We start from the raw sequence: 16341 nt of genomic DNA on the forward strand, positions 1-16341 counted from the left end.
CTGGGCCCCGGCCTTCGCCGGGGTGGGGCATGAGGTGTGCCGGTCGCGCCCTCACCCAATAAGGATCACGCCGCCCCGCGCATCGCCGCCAGCGTCGTCCCGGCGGTAATCGCCTCGATATCCGTCACTAGATGCAGCAACCGCACCCCGGACCGCGACATCGCCCGGTCGAGCGCCGCGGCGAAATCCTCGGTCTTGGTGACCGTTTCCGCCCAGCACCCATAGGCCCGGCCCAGCGCGGCGAAGTCGGGATTGCGCAGCGCGGTTCCCGACACCCGCCCCGGATATTCGCGCTCCTGATGCATCCGGATCGTACCGTAGCCGCCATTGTCGACGACCAGCACCAGCATGTCCGCGCGCTGCGCGACCGCGGTCGCCAGCTCCTGCCCGTTCATCAGGAAGCAGCCGTCACCCGCCAGCGCGACCACGGTTCGTTCGGGATGCCTCAGGGACGCGGTGACCGCGGCGGGTACGCCGTAGCCCATCGCCCCGGCGGTCGGGGCAAGCTGCGTTCCCGGCCCGGCATAGGCCCAGTAGCGATGCCACCAGCCCGAATAATTTCCCGCGCCGTTGCAGAGGATCGCATCCGCGGGCAGTCGCTCGCGCATCGCCGCGACGCACGGCCCCAGGTCCATGACCAGATCGCGCGGCGCCGGCGTCGACCAGGCGCGCCACTCAGCATGCGCCTCCTGACCCGCGGTCCGCGGCGGCAGGTCGACCGCAAGCAGTGCCTCGGCGAATTCGGCCATCCCCGCGCACACCGCGACGTCGGCGTGATAGGTGCGGTTCAGCTCATTGGGATCGGGATGGACATGGACGATCCGCTGCCCCGGATGATCGGGCGTCACCAGCGCGTAGCCATCGGTCGTCGCCTCGCCGAGCCGGGGGCCGACGACGAGCAGCAGGTCGGCTGCCTTCACCCGCTCAACGAGCTTGGGATTGGGGCCATAGCCGAGGTTGCCCGCCCAGACCGGGCAGGCGTTCGGGATCGCATCCTGTCGCCGGAACGCCGCCGCGACGGGAATGCCGTTGCGATCCGCCCAGGTCGAGAACGCCCCCGACGCGGCCGCATCCCAGCCTGCGCCACCGACGATCGCCACCGGCCGTTCGGCGGTCGTCAGCAGATCCGCGAGCAGGTCCATCATGTCCGCGTCGCACGCCTGCGCGACGCGCTCGACCCGCGGCCGATCGACCGCCTCGACCATGTCCAGCAGCATGTCTTCGGGCAGTGCGAGCACCACCGGCCCGGGCCGGCCCGACATCGCGGTCGCATAGGCGCGCGCCACATATTCGGGGATCCGCCGGGCATCGTCGATCCGCGCCGCCCATTTGGCGATGGGCGCGAACATCGCCTGAAAATCAATCTCCTGGAACGCCTCGCGGTCACGCGTGCCGCGGTCGATATCGCCGACGAACAGGATCATCGGCTGGGAGTCCTGCATCGCGACATGCACGCCGATCGATGCGTTGGTCGCACCGGGCCCGCGCGTGACGAAGGCGATACCGGGGCGGTGCGTCAGCGTGCCGTCCGCGCAGGCCATGAACGCCACGCCGCCTTCCTGCCGGCATACCACCGTCTCGATGGCGGGCGTGTCGTGCAACGCGTCGAGCACTGCGAGGAAGCTTTCGCCGGGTACGGTGAAAATACGGTCGCAGCCTTGTGCGACGAGTTGGTCGACGAGAATTTGGCCGCCGGTACGCTGGGTCATGACAATCTCCTGTCGGCACCGTAGCCCGGCAATCGTCACCAAGTCGAGAACGCCCGCCCGACATTGCCGTCCACTGCCCGGCGCATTATGCCGCGGTAAAGACGATAGGAGGATGCATGGCGAACAAGCGCTACACCGACGCGGCGGCGGCACTCGAGGGCGTGCTGTTCGACGGGATGACGATCTGCGCGGGCGGGTTCGGGCTGTGCGGCATCCCCGAGCGGCTGATCGACGCGATCGAGGCGTCGGGCGTCAAGGACCTGACGATCGCGAGCAACAATGCCGGGATCGACGGGCAGGGTCTCGGCAAGCTGCTCCGTTCGCGCCAGGTGAAGAAGATGATCTCGTCCTATGTCGGCGAGAACAAGGAATTCGAGCGGCAATATCTGAGCGGCGAGCTCGAGGTCGAGTTCTGCCCGCAGGGTACGCTTGCCGAGCGCTGCCGCGCGGGCGGCGCGGGTATTCCCGGCTTCTACACCAAGACCGGCGTCGGCACTTTGGTGGCGGAGGGCAAGGAGGTGAAGAGCTTCGACGGGCAGGATTATATCCTCGAACGCGGCATCCGTGCGGACCTGAGCATCATCAAGGGCTGGAAGGCGGACGAGAGCGGGAATCTCATCTTCCGCAAGACCGCGCGCAACTTCAACCAGCCGATGGCGACCGCGGGCAAGATCTGCGTCGCCGAGGTCGAGGAGATCGTTCCCGTTGGCAGCCTCGATCCCGATACGATCCACCTGCCGGGGATCTATGTGAAGCGGATGATCGTCGGCGCACCCTACGACAAGAAGATCGAATTCCGCACCGTTCGCGAGCGGGTCTCCGCGTGAAACCAAGCCCGATAATGTGCCGCAAACGCGGCCATTTTCCCTGGACCGCTGCGCTCGCAGGAGCACTGGTTCTGCAAGGGTGCGTCAGCGTGACCTCGCCGACCGCGATCGTCGCCGCACCGGTGACCGTCGACGGCGTCCCCGCGGGCATGCAGTATCTCTACGCCTCGGGCGAGGCCGCAGCCGCCAGCATCCAGGCATGGAACGCGCTCGTCGGCTATGTCCGTGCGCAGCGTACGCCGACATCGGTCGTACTTGCGCCAGGCGCGACGCTCGCCGCGCCCAGCTGGACCGGATGTGGTAGCAAGCCGAAGGCCGCGGTGTTCGACGTCGACGAGACCGTGTTGCTCAATCTCGGCTTCGAATATGATGCGTCGACGGGGCGGCCCTGGTCCGAACCGCGCTGGCAGGAGTGGGAGCGCACCGGCATCAAGCAGGTCGCGCCCGTTCCCGGCGCGCTCGCCGCACTGACGCAGTTGCGGGCGTTGGGCGTGACGGTGGTCTTCAACTCCAACCGCGCCGCCGCCAACGCCGCACAGACGCAGGCGGCGATCGAAGCCGCGGGACTTGGCCCCGCCCGCCATGGCGAGACCCTGTTCCTCGCCGGCGACGACGCGACCGGATCAAAGAAGGACGGCCGCCGCGCGACGATCGCCGCGCGCTATTGCGTCGTCGCGATGGGCGGCGACCAGCTCGGCGATTTCAGCGACCTGTTCAACGCAGGCCAGACCCCCGCCGCGCGGCGTGCGGTGGTGCAGTCGCCCGCGATCACGGCGAAATGGGGGGCAGGGTGGTTCGTGCTGCCGAACCCCGTCTACGGCACCGCGCTGAAAGGTAGCCGTGACGAGGTCTTTCCGCCCGCGATCCACTGGGCGCCGACACAGGGAATCCACTGATGACCGACCACCCCAACGCGATCAAGCTCGATCCCGGCGCCGCGTTGACGGACGAATCGGTCGAGGTCGCGCGGATCTGGATCACCAACAATGCGGGCAGCAACGTGCTGATCGACGCGGGCATCCTCGAGGATCCGACGGTGTTCGGCTACCTCCTCGCCGACACGATCCGTCACGCCGCCCGCGCCTATGCGGGCACCTGGGGCATCGCCGAGGATGCCGCGCTGCAGGCGATCGTCGACGGCGTCAGCGCCGAACTGCGCGACCAGGTCACGACCATCACCACCATCCAGGAAGGAACGCTCAACTGATGCCGTGGGATCGCAACCAGATGGCGGCGCGGGCCGCACAGGAACTGAAGGACGGCTATTACGTCAATCTCGGCATCGGCATCCCGACGCTCGTCGCGAACAACATTCCCGACGGCATGACCGTCACGCTCCAGTCGGAGAACGGGATGCTCGGGATCGGGCCGTTCCCCTATGCGGGCGAAGAAGATGCCGACCTGATCAACGCGGGCAAGCAGACGATCAGCGAGCTGCCCTCGTCGGTCTATTTCAGCTCGTCCGACAGCTTCGCGATGATCCGCGGCGGGCATATCGACCTGACGGTACTCGGCGCGATGGAGGTCAGCGAAGACGGCGACATCGCCAACTGGATGATCCCGGGCAAGATGATCAAGGGCATGGGCGGCGCGATGGATCTGGTCGCGGGCGTCAAGCAGATCATCGTCGTCATGGATCACACCGCCAAGGACGGGACGCCGAAGTTCATTCCGTCCTGCTCGCTGCCGCTGACTGGCAAGAACGTGGTGGACATGATCGTCACCGACCTGGCGGTGTTCCAGCGCGGCGACCATGAGTCGCCGTTCAGGCTCGTCGAACTCGCGCCCGGCGTGACCGCGGACGAGGTAGCGGCGAAGACCACCGCGCGCTACACCACCTGATGGGCTATACGCTTGTTACCGCGAACCGGAATTATTCCAGCTGGTAGCTTCGGCCGTGGGTGTTGATGCGGGCGCTGGGGATCGCGTTCGAGGATCGGATCGAACCCTTCCTCGCGCCCGAGAATTACGATGCGTTCCGGATGTTCTCGCCGACCGGGCAGGTGCCGGTGTTGATCGATGGCGAGCGGACGGTGTGGGATTCGCTGGGGATCGCGCTTTACCTCGCCGAGCGGCACGATGGCGTCTGGCCGTCCGATGGCGACGCGCGCGCCTGGGCGGTCTGCGCGGCGGCAGAGATGCATGGCGGGTTCGCGGCGCTGCGCAACGAGCGGACGATGAACGTCGGCGTCCGCGTCGATCCGGTCCGCGGCAGTGACGCGCTCGACCGCAACGTCGCGCGCGTCACCGAACTCTGGGCGGAAGGTCTCGGCCGCTTCGGCGGGCCCTGGCTCGCAGGCGCCGAGTTCACCGCCGTCGACGCCTTTTATGCGCCTGTTGCGTTTCGCGTCCGCACCTACGGGATCGATGTCGGTCCGCAGGGCCTAGCGTGGGTCGAGCGGATCATCGCGCATCCGGCGATGCGCGAATGGGAAGACGCCGCGCTTGCCGAGACGTGGCGCGAGGCAGGGCACGAGGCCGAACTGGCAGCCAGCGGATCGATTATCGCAGATTTCCGTCGCTGATGCGCCGCGTTGCCATTGTCATCGCGCTGATCGTGATCCTGATTGCGGGCACGGCGTTCACCGCGGGGCCGGGGACGCTCAGCGTGCTCGATGGGATAATGGGCGGCGGCCGCGGCACCGCACGGGTACGGGAAGGCGTTCCGTTCGGCACGCATGGCCAGAAACTCGACGTGTGGCGGCCATCGGGCGGCGCGAAGACGGGGCTGCCAGTGCTGATCTTCTGGTATGGCGGCGGCTGGGTGCACGGGTCGCGCAGCGCCTATGCGTTTGCCGCGCGCGCCTATGCGAAGGCGGGCTATGTCGTCGTCATGCCCGATTACCGCAAGGTTCCCGAGGTGCGCTTCCCCGCCTTCCTGCAGGATGGCGCCGGGGCGGTGAAGTGGACGCGCGATCATATCGAGGCGTCGGGCGGCGACCCGAACCGGATCGCGGTCGCGGGTCACTCCGCGGGGGCGTATACGGTCGCGATGCTGACGCTCGACCCGCGCTGGTTGCGTGCGGAAGGTGTCGACCCGCGGATCATCAAGGCCGCGGTCGGGTTGTGCGGGCCCTATGACTTCTACCCGTTCACCGCCAGGCGCGCGATCGACGCGATGCAGGGGGCGGCGGATCCCGTGATGACCCAGCCGATCCACTTCGCGCGACGCGATGCGCCACCGATGTTGCTGGTGTCGGCGGGCGACGACACGCAGGTGAAGGCGCACAATGCCGACAATCTGACGGCGAAGCTGACCGCGCTCGGCGCCCCGGTGCGGCATGTCGACTATCCGGGGCTCAGCCACGAGGATGTGGCGATGGCGCTGTCCAAGCCGTTCCGCGGCAAGGCGCCGGTACTCTCGGACAGCGTGGCATTCCTGAACCAGGCGATGCGCTGACCGCGTCCCGGCCGTCGACGGTCGGGGGGCGAGGATGACGACGGACGAGCAGGAACACCGCCACCCTCGTTGACAGGACGGAGCCCCGCCGCCCCGACCTTGGCCCGCCGCCGGATTTTTTGTGTCCGGCGGCGGGCTTGCGGCCTTACCAGATCCGGACGCGGTCCGCGGGCGCGAGATATTGCGCGTCCCCGGGCTTCACGTCGAACGCCTTGTACCAGGCGTCGACGTTGCGCAGCGGGTTGATCGCACGGATCTGCCCCGGCGAATGGGGATCGCTGACGAGCTGCTGGCGCAGCGCCTCGGTGCGGAACAGCGTGCGCCAGACCTGACCCCAGCCGAGGAAGAAGCGCTGGTCGCCACTATAGCCGTCGAGCACCGGCGCAGGCTTGCCGCCGAGCGAGGTGTGATAGGCGTCAAGCGAGATCAGCACGCCCCCGAGATCGCCGATATTCTCGCCCATCGAGGCGCGGCCGTTGATCTTCACGCCGGGCAGGCCTTCGAAGGTATAGGCCTCGTACTGCGCGCCGAGCTTGACCGCCTGTGCCTCGAACTTGGCGGCATCCTGCGCGGTCCACCAGTCGCGCAGCACGCCCTTGCCGTCGGACTTGCGACCCTGATCGTCGAAGCCGTGGCTGATCTCGTGCCCGATCACGCCGCCGATGCCGCCGTAATTGACCGCGGGATCGGCATCCGGATCGAAGAACGGCGGCTGGAGGATCGCTGCGGGGAAGACGATCTCGTTCTTCACCGAGTTGTAATAGGCGTTCACGGTCTGCGGGGTCATGCCCCATTCGGCCTTGTCGACCGGGCCGCCCATGCGGTTGCGGCGATAGTCCCATTCGAACCGCCCGGCGCGCTCGACATTGCCGATCAGGTCGCCCGGGGTGATCTGCAGCGCGCTATAGTCACGCCATTTGTCGGGATAGCCGACCTTCACGCTGAAATTGGCGAGCTTGGCCTGCGCCTCCTGCTTGGTCGCGGCACCCATCCAGGGCAGACCGTCGATCCGCCCGCGCAGTGCGATCCGCAGGTTGCCGACGAGTTCGTCCATCTTGGTCTTCGAAGCCGGCGGGAAATAGAGCGCGACGTAATCGCGGCCGATCGCCTCGCCCAGCGCGCGTTCGGTAACGCCGATCCCGCGCTTCCAGCGATCGCGCTGCTGCGGCTGGCCGTTGAGGAATTTCGAGCGGAAGTCGAAATTGGCGTCGACGAACCGCTTCGACAGCAGGGGCGCGATGTCGTCGGCGGTGCGGAACGCCTGCCAGGCCTTCAGCGTGTCGAGGTCGGTGGTGGCGAAGACCTCGGCGATCTTCGGAAAGGCGGTGTTCTGCGCGACGATCGCGCGGTTGGCCTTGTCGATGCCCGCGGCAGTCCAGAACTTGGCCCAGGGGAAGCCCGGCGCCTGCGCCTGAAGCTGCGCGAGCGTCATCGGGTTGTAGGTCTTGTCGCGGTCGCGGCTCTGCGCGCGGGTCCAGTGCGCCTGCGCGATCCGCGTCTCCATCGCGACGATCTTTGCCGCGGCGGCCTGCGCGTCCGGCCAGTTCGCCATGCCGAGCATCTGCGCGACATAGGCCTGGTAGCGCACGACCTGCGGCGCGAATTTCGGATCAAGATACAGGTCGCGGTCGCCGAGCCCCAGGCCCGACTGGCGCAGATACAGCGCATAGACGTCGGGCTGCTTCGCGTCGTCGTTGACGCCGGGACCGAAGAAGCTGGCGCCGAACCCGCCCATCGACTTGCCCATCAGCACCGCGACATCGTCCTTCGTCGTCGCGGCCTTGACCGGGGCGAGCCGCTGCAACAGCGGTGCAGCGTCAGCGCGTTCGATCGCGGCTTCGTCCATGAAGCCTTGGTAGAGCGTCGCGACCTTGGCGCGATCGGGGTTGGCGGCGTCGCCGGGCTTATAGCCCTCGACCAGCGTGCGCATGCGTGCCTCGGACAGGTCGCGCAGTACCGCGAAGGCGCCGTAGGACGAGCGGTCCGCCGGGATCTGCGTTCTCTTGACCCAGCTGCCGTTCACATAGTCGAACCAGTCGTTGCCGGGCTTCACGCTCTTGTCCATGCCGGCAAGGTCGAAGCCCCAGCGGCCATAGCGCGTCGCGGCCGCCGCATCGGCTGCGGGCGTGCCCGATGCCGCGTCCTGCGGCAGGATCGATTCGAGCGTACACGCCTCGTCGATACAGGCGTGAAGGTCCTGCGCGGTGGCGGGCGTGGCGGCGGCGATGGCGATCAGCGAGACAAGAACGGCGAACTTCGATTTCACAGGGCGATCTCCGGGGGAGGGCCAGACCGGGACCGGCAGGCCATGGACGAGAAAGTGCAACAGCGCTGTCGTTTGTGCAATCCTTCTATGTTCCCCGTGCGTTGCGCGTGCCGGCTGTGCGTCGGGCCGCTTTGCGCCTATCGAGCGGGCACGATGATTTTGCGGCAAATGGGGGCAGGATGACACGTATCGCGGGACCGGACGATCATGTCGTCATCGTCGGGGGCGGTTTTTCGGGCACGTTGCTGGCGATCAACCTGATGCGGCACGGCGGACCGCGCGCGACTTTGGTCGAGCGGCGCCAGCGCCAGCTCGCACGCGGCGTCGCGTATAGCGCGGCGCATCCGAGCCACCTGCTCAACGTGCGCGCGGGCAACATGAGCGCGCTCCCCGACGATCCCGACCATTTCGTCCGCTGGCTCGAAGCGCGCGGCGACGGCGACCGCAAGACGTTCGTGCCGCGCACGACCTACGGCCTGTATCTGCGCGAGATGCTCGACGCGACGATCGCGCAATCGGCGGGACGGCTGGTGCTTGCGCAAGGCGAGGTCTGCGCGATCGACTTCGCCAGCACCGACAGGCTTGCGGTGACGATGGCGGATGGCAGCGCGATTGCCGCGGACAGTGCGGTGCTCGCGCTCGGCAACCTGCCGCCGCACACGCCGCCGGGGCTCAACCCCGACGACCTTCCGCCCGGACGCTATAGCGCGGATCCCTGGGCGTCGGACATTGGCGAGGGGCTCGGGCCGGACGACACGGTCGTGCTGGTCGGGACCGGGTTGACCGCGATCGACGCCGCGCTGCTGCTCGATGCCGGCGGGTTTTCGGGACAGATCCTGGCGGTGTCGCGGCGCGGGCTCTCACCGCGGCGGCATGTCGATGGCGCGCCGCCCGCGCGGGTCCTCGACAAGCCGCAGGGGGATTTGTCGGCGATCGTCCGGCACGTCCGCGATCGTGCCAAGGCGGATGGCTGGCGCGCGGCGGTCGACGAGCTTCGCCCCGTGACCCAGATGCTCTGGGCCGCCGCCCCGACATCGCAGCGCGCACGGTTCCTGCGGCACGCACGGCCCTATTGGGACGTCCACCGGCATCGGCTGGCGCCGGAGGTCGCGGACCGGGTCGATGCGCTGGTCTCGATCGGGCGGCTGCGGTTCGCGGCGGGAAAGATCGTGTCCGCCGTCGCGGCGGATGACGCGGTCGACCTCAGCTGGCGGCCCCGCGGCACGGACCAGGCGGTCGTCACGCGGGCGGCGCGGATCGTAAACTGTACCGGGCCGCAGGGCGACCTGATGCGATCGAGCGAGCCGCTGATCCGGCATTTGATCGCGGACGGGGCGATCCGGCCCGATCCGCTTCGTCTCGGGGTCGATGTCGATGCGCAGTCGCAGGCGATCGGCCGCGACGGGCATGCCGAACAGCGGCTTCACTGTATCGGGCCGATGACCCGCGGGGGGCTGTGGGAGGTCGTCGCGGTCCCCGATATCCGGCAGCAGAGCTGGGATCTGGCACGACGCCTGTCGAATGCACAGTGGGTCGGCGGCGAGGGGCTCTAGGCTCGCCGGACGCTCTACGCTGCCAGCATCATGCGATGCTGGCAGCGCATAGGCTCAGAACCGGAACGCCGCCGTGGCGCGCAGGCTGTGCCAGCGGAACTTCTCGTCGCTGCGGCGGAAATCGGTGCCGCTGGTGTTTGGCGCGATCAGGAACGGATTGTTCGCCAGCAGAACCGGGCTGCCGGCCAGTGCCGTGCCCGCCGTCACGCGAACGCGCGCGTCGTCATCCTGATACTGGTGGAACATATACTCCATGCCGATCGAGATGTTCTTGGTCAGCTTCTGCTCGATGCCGCCGCCGCCGAGAATGCCCCACTGGTTCTTCGAACCGGTCGCCGAAAACGCGTTCGCCGTGTTCGTCGTGAAGAACAGATTGTCGATCTTGGCATAGCCTGCACCGAACGTGCCGTAGAACAGCGTGGTGTTGACCGCGTAGCCCAGACGGCCGCGGGCGGACGCTTCCCACTTCAGCTTGCGCGCCATCGTGTAGCTCGCAGGCGTGGTCGAGAAGCCCGAAGTGCTGTCGGTGATGTCGCTCGTGCCGAATTCGCCGACGACACCGACGACGATGTTGCCGCGCTGAACGTCGAGGCCTGCACGACCGTAATAGGCCCAACCATCGTCGTCGTTACGGCAGCCGGAAGCCGCGGCACCGGTACGCGCCGAGCCGTTGCAGAAGCCCGGCGAGAAGGCGTTGGCGCCGGTGATGGTGTTGACGCTGTCGTTGAAAGCGCCGTCGCCGTTGCGATCGAACAGGATCGACGAGCCGACGTCATTGCCCTGCACGTCATAGCCGCCCGCGGCGCCGATATAGACGCCCGAGAACGGACGATCTTCGGTGGTTTCCTGCGCGGCGGCCGGAGCGGCAGAAAGGCCCGCAACGGCGAGGCCGGCGAGCGTGGTCAGTTTCATGGAATGCTTCATGGTCGTTCCCCAAACGAGGGGCCGCGACGCTCCCAATGTGCGCCGCGGCCCAGGTTGTCCTGTTTCAGTTCGTGACGACGATCACGCGTTGGCGCCGCTGGTCCGCAGTGCATCGGTGCGGTTGTTGGTGCCGTTGGGGAAGAAGCCCCCGCCGATCCGTGCGGTGTTGGTCAGATAGGCGATGTTGTGCACCTGTGCGACCGACCGGCTGAACGCCAGGCCGTTGGCGTCGGTCGGGACGATGTTCGACACGGTTGGATCGGTGCCGGTGATGCCCTGATCGATGTCGCCGATGATGCCCGTCGTGGCGTTGGTGACGGTGCCGTCCAGGCTGTCGCGCGCGTCGCTGATCTGGTTTGCGGCGGTACGCAGCGACGGCGTCTGCAGACCCTTGCGATACAGGATCGTGCGGATCAGGCCGGCGTGATACGCCTCTGCCGCGAGGATGCCGGCGGCCGCCTCGAGATAGGTCTTGTTGCCGATCAGCGTTGCGCCGCCCTTGTACGCCGAGACGCCGACATCCTCGAAGATGAACGCGCCGAGCAGGAAGCTGTTGTCGTCGGCATACGGATCGAACACGCCCGTATCCGGAACGACACGTGCCGCACGTGCGGCCAAGGTGAAGGCGCCCGGCGCAGCCGCGGTGCCGGCAGAGATGTCCAGTGCAGGCTGTGCGACTGCGGCAGTGCCGAGTGCCCGGCGCAGGAAGGCAACGTGCGCGACTTCGTCGATGGCGATTTCGCGCGCATATTCACGGACGATCGCGTCCTGGAACGGCACCTGTCGGCCACCCGTCACGGCGCCCTGAGTCCCGGTACCGGTCAGCAGGCTGGCGTTGAGGCCAACGCCGAACGTCGCGAATGCGTAGAACTGCGCCTCGAGATATTCGAGGTTGAGCGCGAAGTTCAGCACGTCGGCATCGGTGATGGCGGACCCCGTCGCGGGTGTCGGCGTGGGCGTCGGCGACGGTGCGAGATCGGCATCGTCGTTGCCGCAGGCCGCGAGCAGCGACGCACCGCCGACGGCAAGCGCGCTGCCACCGGCAAAGCGCAGGAAGCCGCGGCGTTCGTTGCGCCGGGCGGCGATGGCGTCGAATATTTCGAGCTTGGTATTGAGGTCGGTCATTGGGTTAATCCCCTGAATAGCAAAGAAAGCTTACGGCAGAGCTGAAGCGGTTCAGGCTGCTGCGGTGCTCGTCTTGATGTTGCCGTTCATGCCTGCCGGGAAGAACCCGCCCGCGGCCACTGCACCACTGTTCAGGTACACGATGTTAAGCACCTGGCTCACCGAGCGGCTATAGGCGACACCGTCGGCGTCGAGCGGCACGATGTTCGACACGGTCACCGCCGCCTGGGTGGCGGACAGGTTGATCGGCGTCGCGCTGTAGGACGAGATGCCCTGATCGATATCGTTTGCGCCGAAGATCGTCGTGTTGGCGCCACCGCCGTCGAGGCTGTCGCGCGCGCGCGAAATGGCATCGGCGGAGGTCCGCAACGACGGCACGTCGATACCCTTGCCGTACAGCGTCGTGCGGACGATCGCGGCATGATAGGCCTCGACCGCGAGCAGGCCGGCCGCGGCATCGAGAAACGTCTTGTTCGTGAGCAAGGGGGCGGCACCCTTGTAGGCGGTGACGCCGACGTCCTCGAAGATGAACGCACCGAGCAGGAACGCCTCGTCCGAGCCATAGGGATCGAAGGCGGTGCCGGCAGGCACGAGCCCGGCGGCCTGTGCGGCGACCGAGAAGGCGCTGGTCGGCGAGACGCTGACGTCGATCACCGGCTGCGACACGGTCGAGCTGCCGAGCGCAGTGCGCAAGAACCTGACATGCGCGATCTCGTCCTGTGCGATCTCGCGCGCGTATTGCTCGACGATGGGATCAGTGAACGCGACCTTGCGGCCGCCGCGAACCGCACCCTGCGTACCGCTGCCGGTCAGCAGAGCGTTGTCGAGTCCGGTGCCATAGGCTGCATAGGAGTAGAATTGCGCCTCGAGATATTCGAGGTTGAGCGCGAAGTTCAGGACGTCGGCGTCGGTTACCGACTGTGCCGCGGCGGCGCTCGAGAGGGACAGAGCGGTCGCTCCGGCTGCCGTCATCGCAGCCGCACCAAGTGCGTTTTTGAAGAACTCGCGCCGGTCGTTGCGCCGTTCGACACGGGCATCGAGGACATCGATCAGATGGGTTGATTGGGTCATTGGCTTCATCTCCCTGAACCAGGCACGTCGGCACACGGTCGGCCTCGATCGCCTCTGGCGGGCGATCCTGTGTGCACAACGGTTCAAGGAACGGGAGCTGGGAGATAAAGTTGCAAATAAATGGAATACTTAGGCAAACTTCCCCAATTACACTAATCGCGCGCAATGTTTTCAGTAATGCTGCACCACAGCATTTATAGCGCCATTCATGATGGCGGGCTTAACTTGTCCTGTGTACGGGTCGCAAAATCCGTGGCGTCATGGCGTTCGTGGAGTTGGCTCGCGGGATCGCCCATGACGCGGTTGACCATGCGGCCACGCTGGACCGCGGGGCGTGCGCCGATCGCATCCGCCCAGCGCTTCACGTTCGGATAGTCCTGGACCTGGAGGAACTCACCGGCGTCGTAGAGCTGCCCTTGGACCAGCGCCCCGTACCAGGGCCAGGCGGCCATGTCGGCGATCGTATAGGCGGCGCCGGCCAGATACGCGCTGTCGGCGAGCCGGCGGTCGAGCACGTCGAGCTGGCGCTTGGCCTCCATCGCGAACCGGTCGATCGCATACTCGATCTTGACCGGCGCATAGGCGTAGAAATGGCCGAAGCCGCCGCCGACGAACGGGCCGCTGCCGACCTGCCAGAACAGCCAGGACAGGCAGGTCGCGCGCGCCGCGGGTTCGGTTGGCAGGAACGCGCCGAACTTCTCCGCGAGATGCATCAGGATCGCGCCGGATTCGAAGATCGGCAGCGGCGTCGTGCCGCTGCGATCCATGAGCGCCGGGATCTTGGAATTGGGATTGATCTCGACAAAGCCGCTGCCGAACTGGTCGCCTTCGTTGATCCGGATCAGCCAGGCGTCATATTCGGCGCCGGCATGGCCGAGCGCCAGCAGCTCCTCGAGCATGATCGTGACCTTCACCCCGTTCGGCGTGCCGAGCGAATAGAGCTGCAGCGGGTGCCGCCCGACCGGCAGATCCTTGTCATGCGTCGATCCGGCGACCGGCCGGTTGATCGCGGCGAACCGGCCGCCATTGTCGCGGTTCCAGGTCCAGATTGCCGGGGGGGTATAGGTCGGGGCGTCGGTCATCGGGCTGCTCCGTGCATCGAAAGGGTGGACTCGGGGTTCGGTCTCGGCAATCCTAACGCCTAGACGCCGTGATAGTCGCGATACCATCGGATGAAGCGTGGCACGCCCTCGGTGATGCTGGTGGTGGGGGCGAAGCCGAGATCGTTGCCGATCGCGCTGACATCGGCGCAGGTGCGCACGACATCGCCCGCCTGCATCGGCAGGTCCTGGCGGATCGCCTTGCGACCGATCGCCTGCTCGAGCACGTCGATGACCTCGCCGAGCTGTTCGGCGCGACTGTTGCCGATATTGTAGACGCGATGCGGCCCCATGCTGCCGCCGGGCTTCGCCTGGCCGTCATCCGCGGGCGGCGCATCCAGCGCGGCGACGATGCCGGCAACGATGTCGTCGATATAGGTGAAGTCGCGCTCCATCCGGCCTGCATTGAACACCGGAATGGGCTCGCCGGCGAGGATCGCCTTGGTGAAGATCCACATCATCATGTCGGGACGACCCCAGGGGCCGTAGACGGTGAAGAAGCGCAGCCCGGTCTGTGGCAGACGATAGAGATGCGCGTAGCTTTCGCTCATCAGTTCGTTCGACTTCTTCGTCGCGGCATAGAGCGACAGCGGGCGGTCGGTGCGATCCTCGACGCGGAAGGGCACGCTGTCATTGCCGCCATAGACCGACGAGGACGAGGCGTAGACCAGGTGCCGGACCTGCCGTGCGCGCGCGAGTTCGAGGATGTTGAGATGCCCGACCAGATTGGCCCGGGCATAGGCCATCGGATTCTCGATCGAATAGCGGACGCCGGCCTGCGCACCGAGATGGACGATCCGGTCGATGTCGAGGCCTGCCACCGCCGCGTCGAGCGCGGGCGTGTCCGCGAAATCGAGCTTGGCGAAGGTGAAGGCCGCGCCGTGCCGGTCACGCAGATAGGCGAGCCGCGCCGCCTTGAGCGCGGGGTCGTAATAGGCGTTGCATTCGTCGATGCCGAACACCGTTTCGCCACGTGCCAGCAACGCGTCCGCGACATGCATGCCGATGAAGCCGGCGGCGCCGGTTACGATCACTGTCATCGCTGTTCTTTCCTGATGGGTTCGGCGGCACCGAGAAGCGATGCCGATACCAGTGTCAACCCCATCAATCCCGCATCCCTGCTGTGCCGCGCGAGGCGGCGCGAGCGCGACGTCCATCATCGGGACGGCGGCGGCGGGGGCCGGTCTTCAATGTCGAGACCCGGCGAAGAACGGGCAAAGTATTGAAGCAAATCAATACTAGGAGAAATGATAGGACAACTAGCGTTTCGCTGCAAAGCAGTATAGCCATAGGCCGCAATCGCGCGGATACTTCCGTACAGAAACGAGTGGATGGTATGAACTTAGATCAAGTTTTTGGTGGAACACACTCTCCGGGTGTATCGCCGGAAAAATTTGCGATGCCACCGGGAATGCGGATGCGGTATGACTTGCCCCAGGCAAGCCTTGCCGAATGCCTAACCGGATATGCGATCTATTCGGCCAGTGATCGCAACCCGCTCGTCAACTGGTATCTACCTGCACCAGTTATGATTTCTATTCTGGCGGATGCGGGGCCGATCACCGTGGCGATCGGCAATCACCGGTTCGGGCCGCTCGAGCGCGCCAGTCTCTACGGCCCGACCAGCCGCGCGTTTCGCACCGTCACACATGGCGGCGTCGCGGTCGGGATCGGAATCAGCGCGATCGGCTGGTCCCGGATGACGTCGCGGCTGGCGGGCGACTTCCGCAACCGCATCGTGCCGCTCGAGACGCTGCTCGGTCCGGAGGTGTCGCGCCGGCTGACGACGGGGCTCGACGCGCTGTCCGACGATGCCATGATCAAGCCGTTCCTCGACGACGTGCTGGAACCGCTGTTTCAGCGCCGGCACCCGCAGGAGGAACTGATCCGTGCGTTCGCCGCGCTGACGGTGACCGACGGGGTGATCGAGATGCAGGATGTCGCCGACCGGCTGGGGATCGAGACGCACGCGCTCAGGCGGCTCGCCACCCGCCATTTCGGCATGCTGCCCAAGATGCTGTTGCGGCGCGCGCGCTTCCTGCGGTCGTTCATCCGGCTGATCCGGCCCGATGGCCATGTCGATTATTCGGCGATCGACAGCAGCTATTTCGACGCCTCCCATTTCCTGCGCGACGCGACGACGTTCCTCGGCACGACGCCGCGCCGTTTCCTCGCATCGGAGACGCTGTTCCTGAAATCCAGCCTGCGCGCCCGCGCGGCGGTCATTGGCACGCCGACCCAGGCGCTGCACATCCCGACGCCCCCGGTCAGTGTCAGCAGCATCATCCGCACCGTCCATGACGGCCGTGGCCGCCGCGACGAGCTGACAAGCTAGCCGCAGCGGGCACATCCGGTTGGCCCTTCGA

At 66.7% G+C, this 16341-nt stretch carries 15 protein-coding genes; 8 read left to right on the forward strand and 7 right to left on the reverse strand.

Annotated features, from left to right (window positions below; genetic code table 11):
* Nucleotides 1-65 precede the first annotated feature (65 nt).
* Nucleotides 66-1709 (reverse strand): thiamine pyrophosphate-binding protein, encoded by a 1644-nt coding sequence (locus IFT71_RS06435; protein ID WP_192139771.1) that lies wholly within the window; start codon nucleotides 1707-1709, stop codon nucleotides 66-68.
* Between the two features lie 116 nt (nucleotides 1710-1825).
* Here IFT71_RS06435 and IFT71_RS06440 point away from each other — a divergent pair, with 116 nt between their 5' ends.
* The 6 genes from IFT71_RS06440 to IFT71_RS06465 are packed head-to-tail and all read left to right on the forward strand — an operon-like array spanning nucleotide 1826 to nucleotide 5936.
* Complete coding sequence (locus IFT71_RS06440; RefSeq protein WP_031440773.1) at nucleotides 1826-2536, forward strand: CoA transferase subunit A; 711 nt, start codon at nucleotides 1826-1828, stop codon at nucleotides 2534-2536.
* A gap of 14 nt (nucleotides 2537-2550) precedes the next feature.
* Complete coding sequence (locus IFT71_RS06445; protein WP_192139773.1) at nucleotides 2551-3432, forward strand: HAD family acid phosphatase; 882 nt, start codon at nucleotides 2551-2553, stop codon at nucleotides 3430-3432.
* On the forward strand, nucleotides 3432-3743 hold the full coding sequence (locus IFT71_RS06450; RefSeq protein WP_042467134.1) for a DUF5076 domain-containing protein: 312 nt from the start codon (nucleotides 3432-3434) through the stop codon (nucleotides 3741-3743). The genes IFT71_RS06445 and IFT71_RS06450 overlap by 1 nt, the downstream gene beginning before the upstream one ends.
* Nucleotides 3743-4378 carry a 3-oxoacid CoA-transferase subunit B gene (locus IFT71_RS06455; RefSeq protein WP_192139775.1) on the forward strand — a complete coding sequence of 212 codons (636 nt, stop codon included), beginning with the start codon at nucleotides 3743-3745 and terminating at the stop codon, nucleotides 4376-4378. Before IFT71_RS06450 ends, IFT71_RS06455 begins: the two co-directional genes overlap by 1 nt.
* A gap of 59 nt (nucleotides 4379-4437) precedes the next feature.
* Nucleotides 4438-5061, forward strand: a complete 624-nt coding sequence (locus IFT71_RS06460; protein WP_342212606.1) for a glutathione S-transferase — start codon at nucleotides 4438-4440, stop codon at nucleotides 5059-5061.
* On the forward strand, nucleotides 5061-5936 hold the full coding sequence (locus IFT71_RS06465; protein ID WP_192139777.1) for an alpha/beta hydrolase: 876 nt from the start codon (nucleotides 5061-5063) through the stop codon (nucleotides 5934-5936). The genes IFT71_RS06460 and IFT71_RS06465 overlap by 1 nt, the downstream gene beginning before the upstream one ends.
* 145 nt (nucleotides 5937-6081) lie before the next feature.
* Here the strand turns inward: IFT71_RS06465 and IFT71_RS06470 are convergent, their stop codons facing one another.
* Nucleotides 6082-8202 carry a M13-type metalloendopeptidase gene (locus IFT71_RS06470; RefSeq protein ID WP_192139779.1) on the reverse strand — a complete coding sequence of 707 codons (2121 nt, stop codon included), beginning with the start codon at nucleotides 8200-8202 and terminating at the stop codon, nucleotides 6082-6084.
* A 179-nt stretch (nucleotides 8203-8381) separates the two neighbouring features.
* Here IFT71_RS06470 and IFT71_RS06475 point away from each other — a divergent pair, with 179 nt between their 5' ends.
* A complete protein-coding gene (locus IFT71_RS06475) occupies nucleotides 8382-9755 on the forward strand; it encodes an FAD/NAD(P)-binding protein (protein ID WP_192139781.1) in 1374 nt (457 codons plus the stop codon).
* Nucleotides 9756-9809: 54 nt separating this feature from the next.
* Here IFT71_RS06475 and IFT71_RS06480 read toward each other — a convergent pair whose 3' ends face one another.
* The 5 genes from IFT71_RS06480 to IFT71_RS06500 form a co-directional block, all read right to left on the reverse strand.
* Nucleotides 9810-10679: an outer membrane protein gene (locus IFT71_RS06480; RefSeq protein ID WP_244654788.1), complete on the reverse strand. Its 870-nt coding sequence runs from the start codon at nucleotides 10677-10679 to the stop codon at nucleotides 9810-9812.
* Nucleotides 10680-10760: 81 nt separating this feature from the next.
* Entirely contained in the window at nucleotides 10761-11804 is a 1044-nt protein-coding gene (locus IFT71_RS06485) for a ferritin-like domain-containing protein (protein WP_192139783.1), read from the reverse strand.
* A gap of 51 nt (nucleotides 11805-11855) precedes the next feature.
* Complete coding sequence (locus IFT71_RS06490) at nucleotides 11856-12875, reverse strand: ferritin-like domain-containing protein (RefSeq protein WP_192139785.1); 1020 nt, start codon at nucleotides 12873-12875, stop codon at nucleotides 11856-11858.
* Nucleotides 12876-13081: 206 nt separating this feature from the next.
* Nucleotides 13082-13957 (reverse strand): glutathione-dependent disulfide-bond oxidoreductase, encoded by an 876-nt coding sequence (yghU, locus tag IFT71_RS06495; protein ID WP_031395473.1) that lies wholly within the window; start codon nucleotides 13955-13957, stop codon nucleotides 13082-13084.
* A gap of 59 nt (nucleotides 13958-14016) precedes the next feature.
* Entirely contained in the window at nucleotides 14017-15015 is a 999-nt protein-coding gene (locus IFT71_RS06500; protein WP_037528139.1) for an NAD-dependent epimerase/dehydratase family protein, read from the reverse strand.
* A 377-nt stretch (nucleotides 15016-15392) separates the two neighbouring features.
* Here IFT71_RS06500 and IFT71_RS06505 point away from each other — a divergent pair, with 377 nt between their 5' ends.
* Complete coding sequence (locus tag IFT71_RS06505) at nucleotides 15393-16310, forward strand: helix-turn-helix domain-containing protein (protein WP_159043707.1); 918 nt, start codon at nucleotides 15393-15395, stop codon at nucleotides 16308-16310.
* Nucleotides 16311-16341: the final 31 nt, after the last annotated feature.

Source organism: Sphingomonas sp. CFBP 13733 (genome assembly GCF_014841795.1).
In the GTDB taxonomy this organism is placed as follows: Bacteria; Pseudomonadota; Alphaproteobacteria; order Sphingomonadales; family Sphingomonadaceae; genus Sphingomonas; species Sphingomonas aerolata.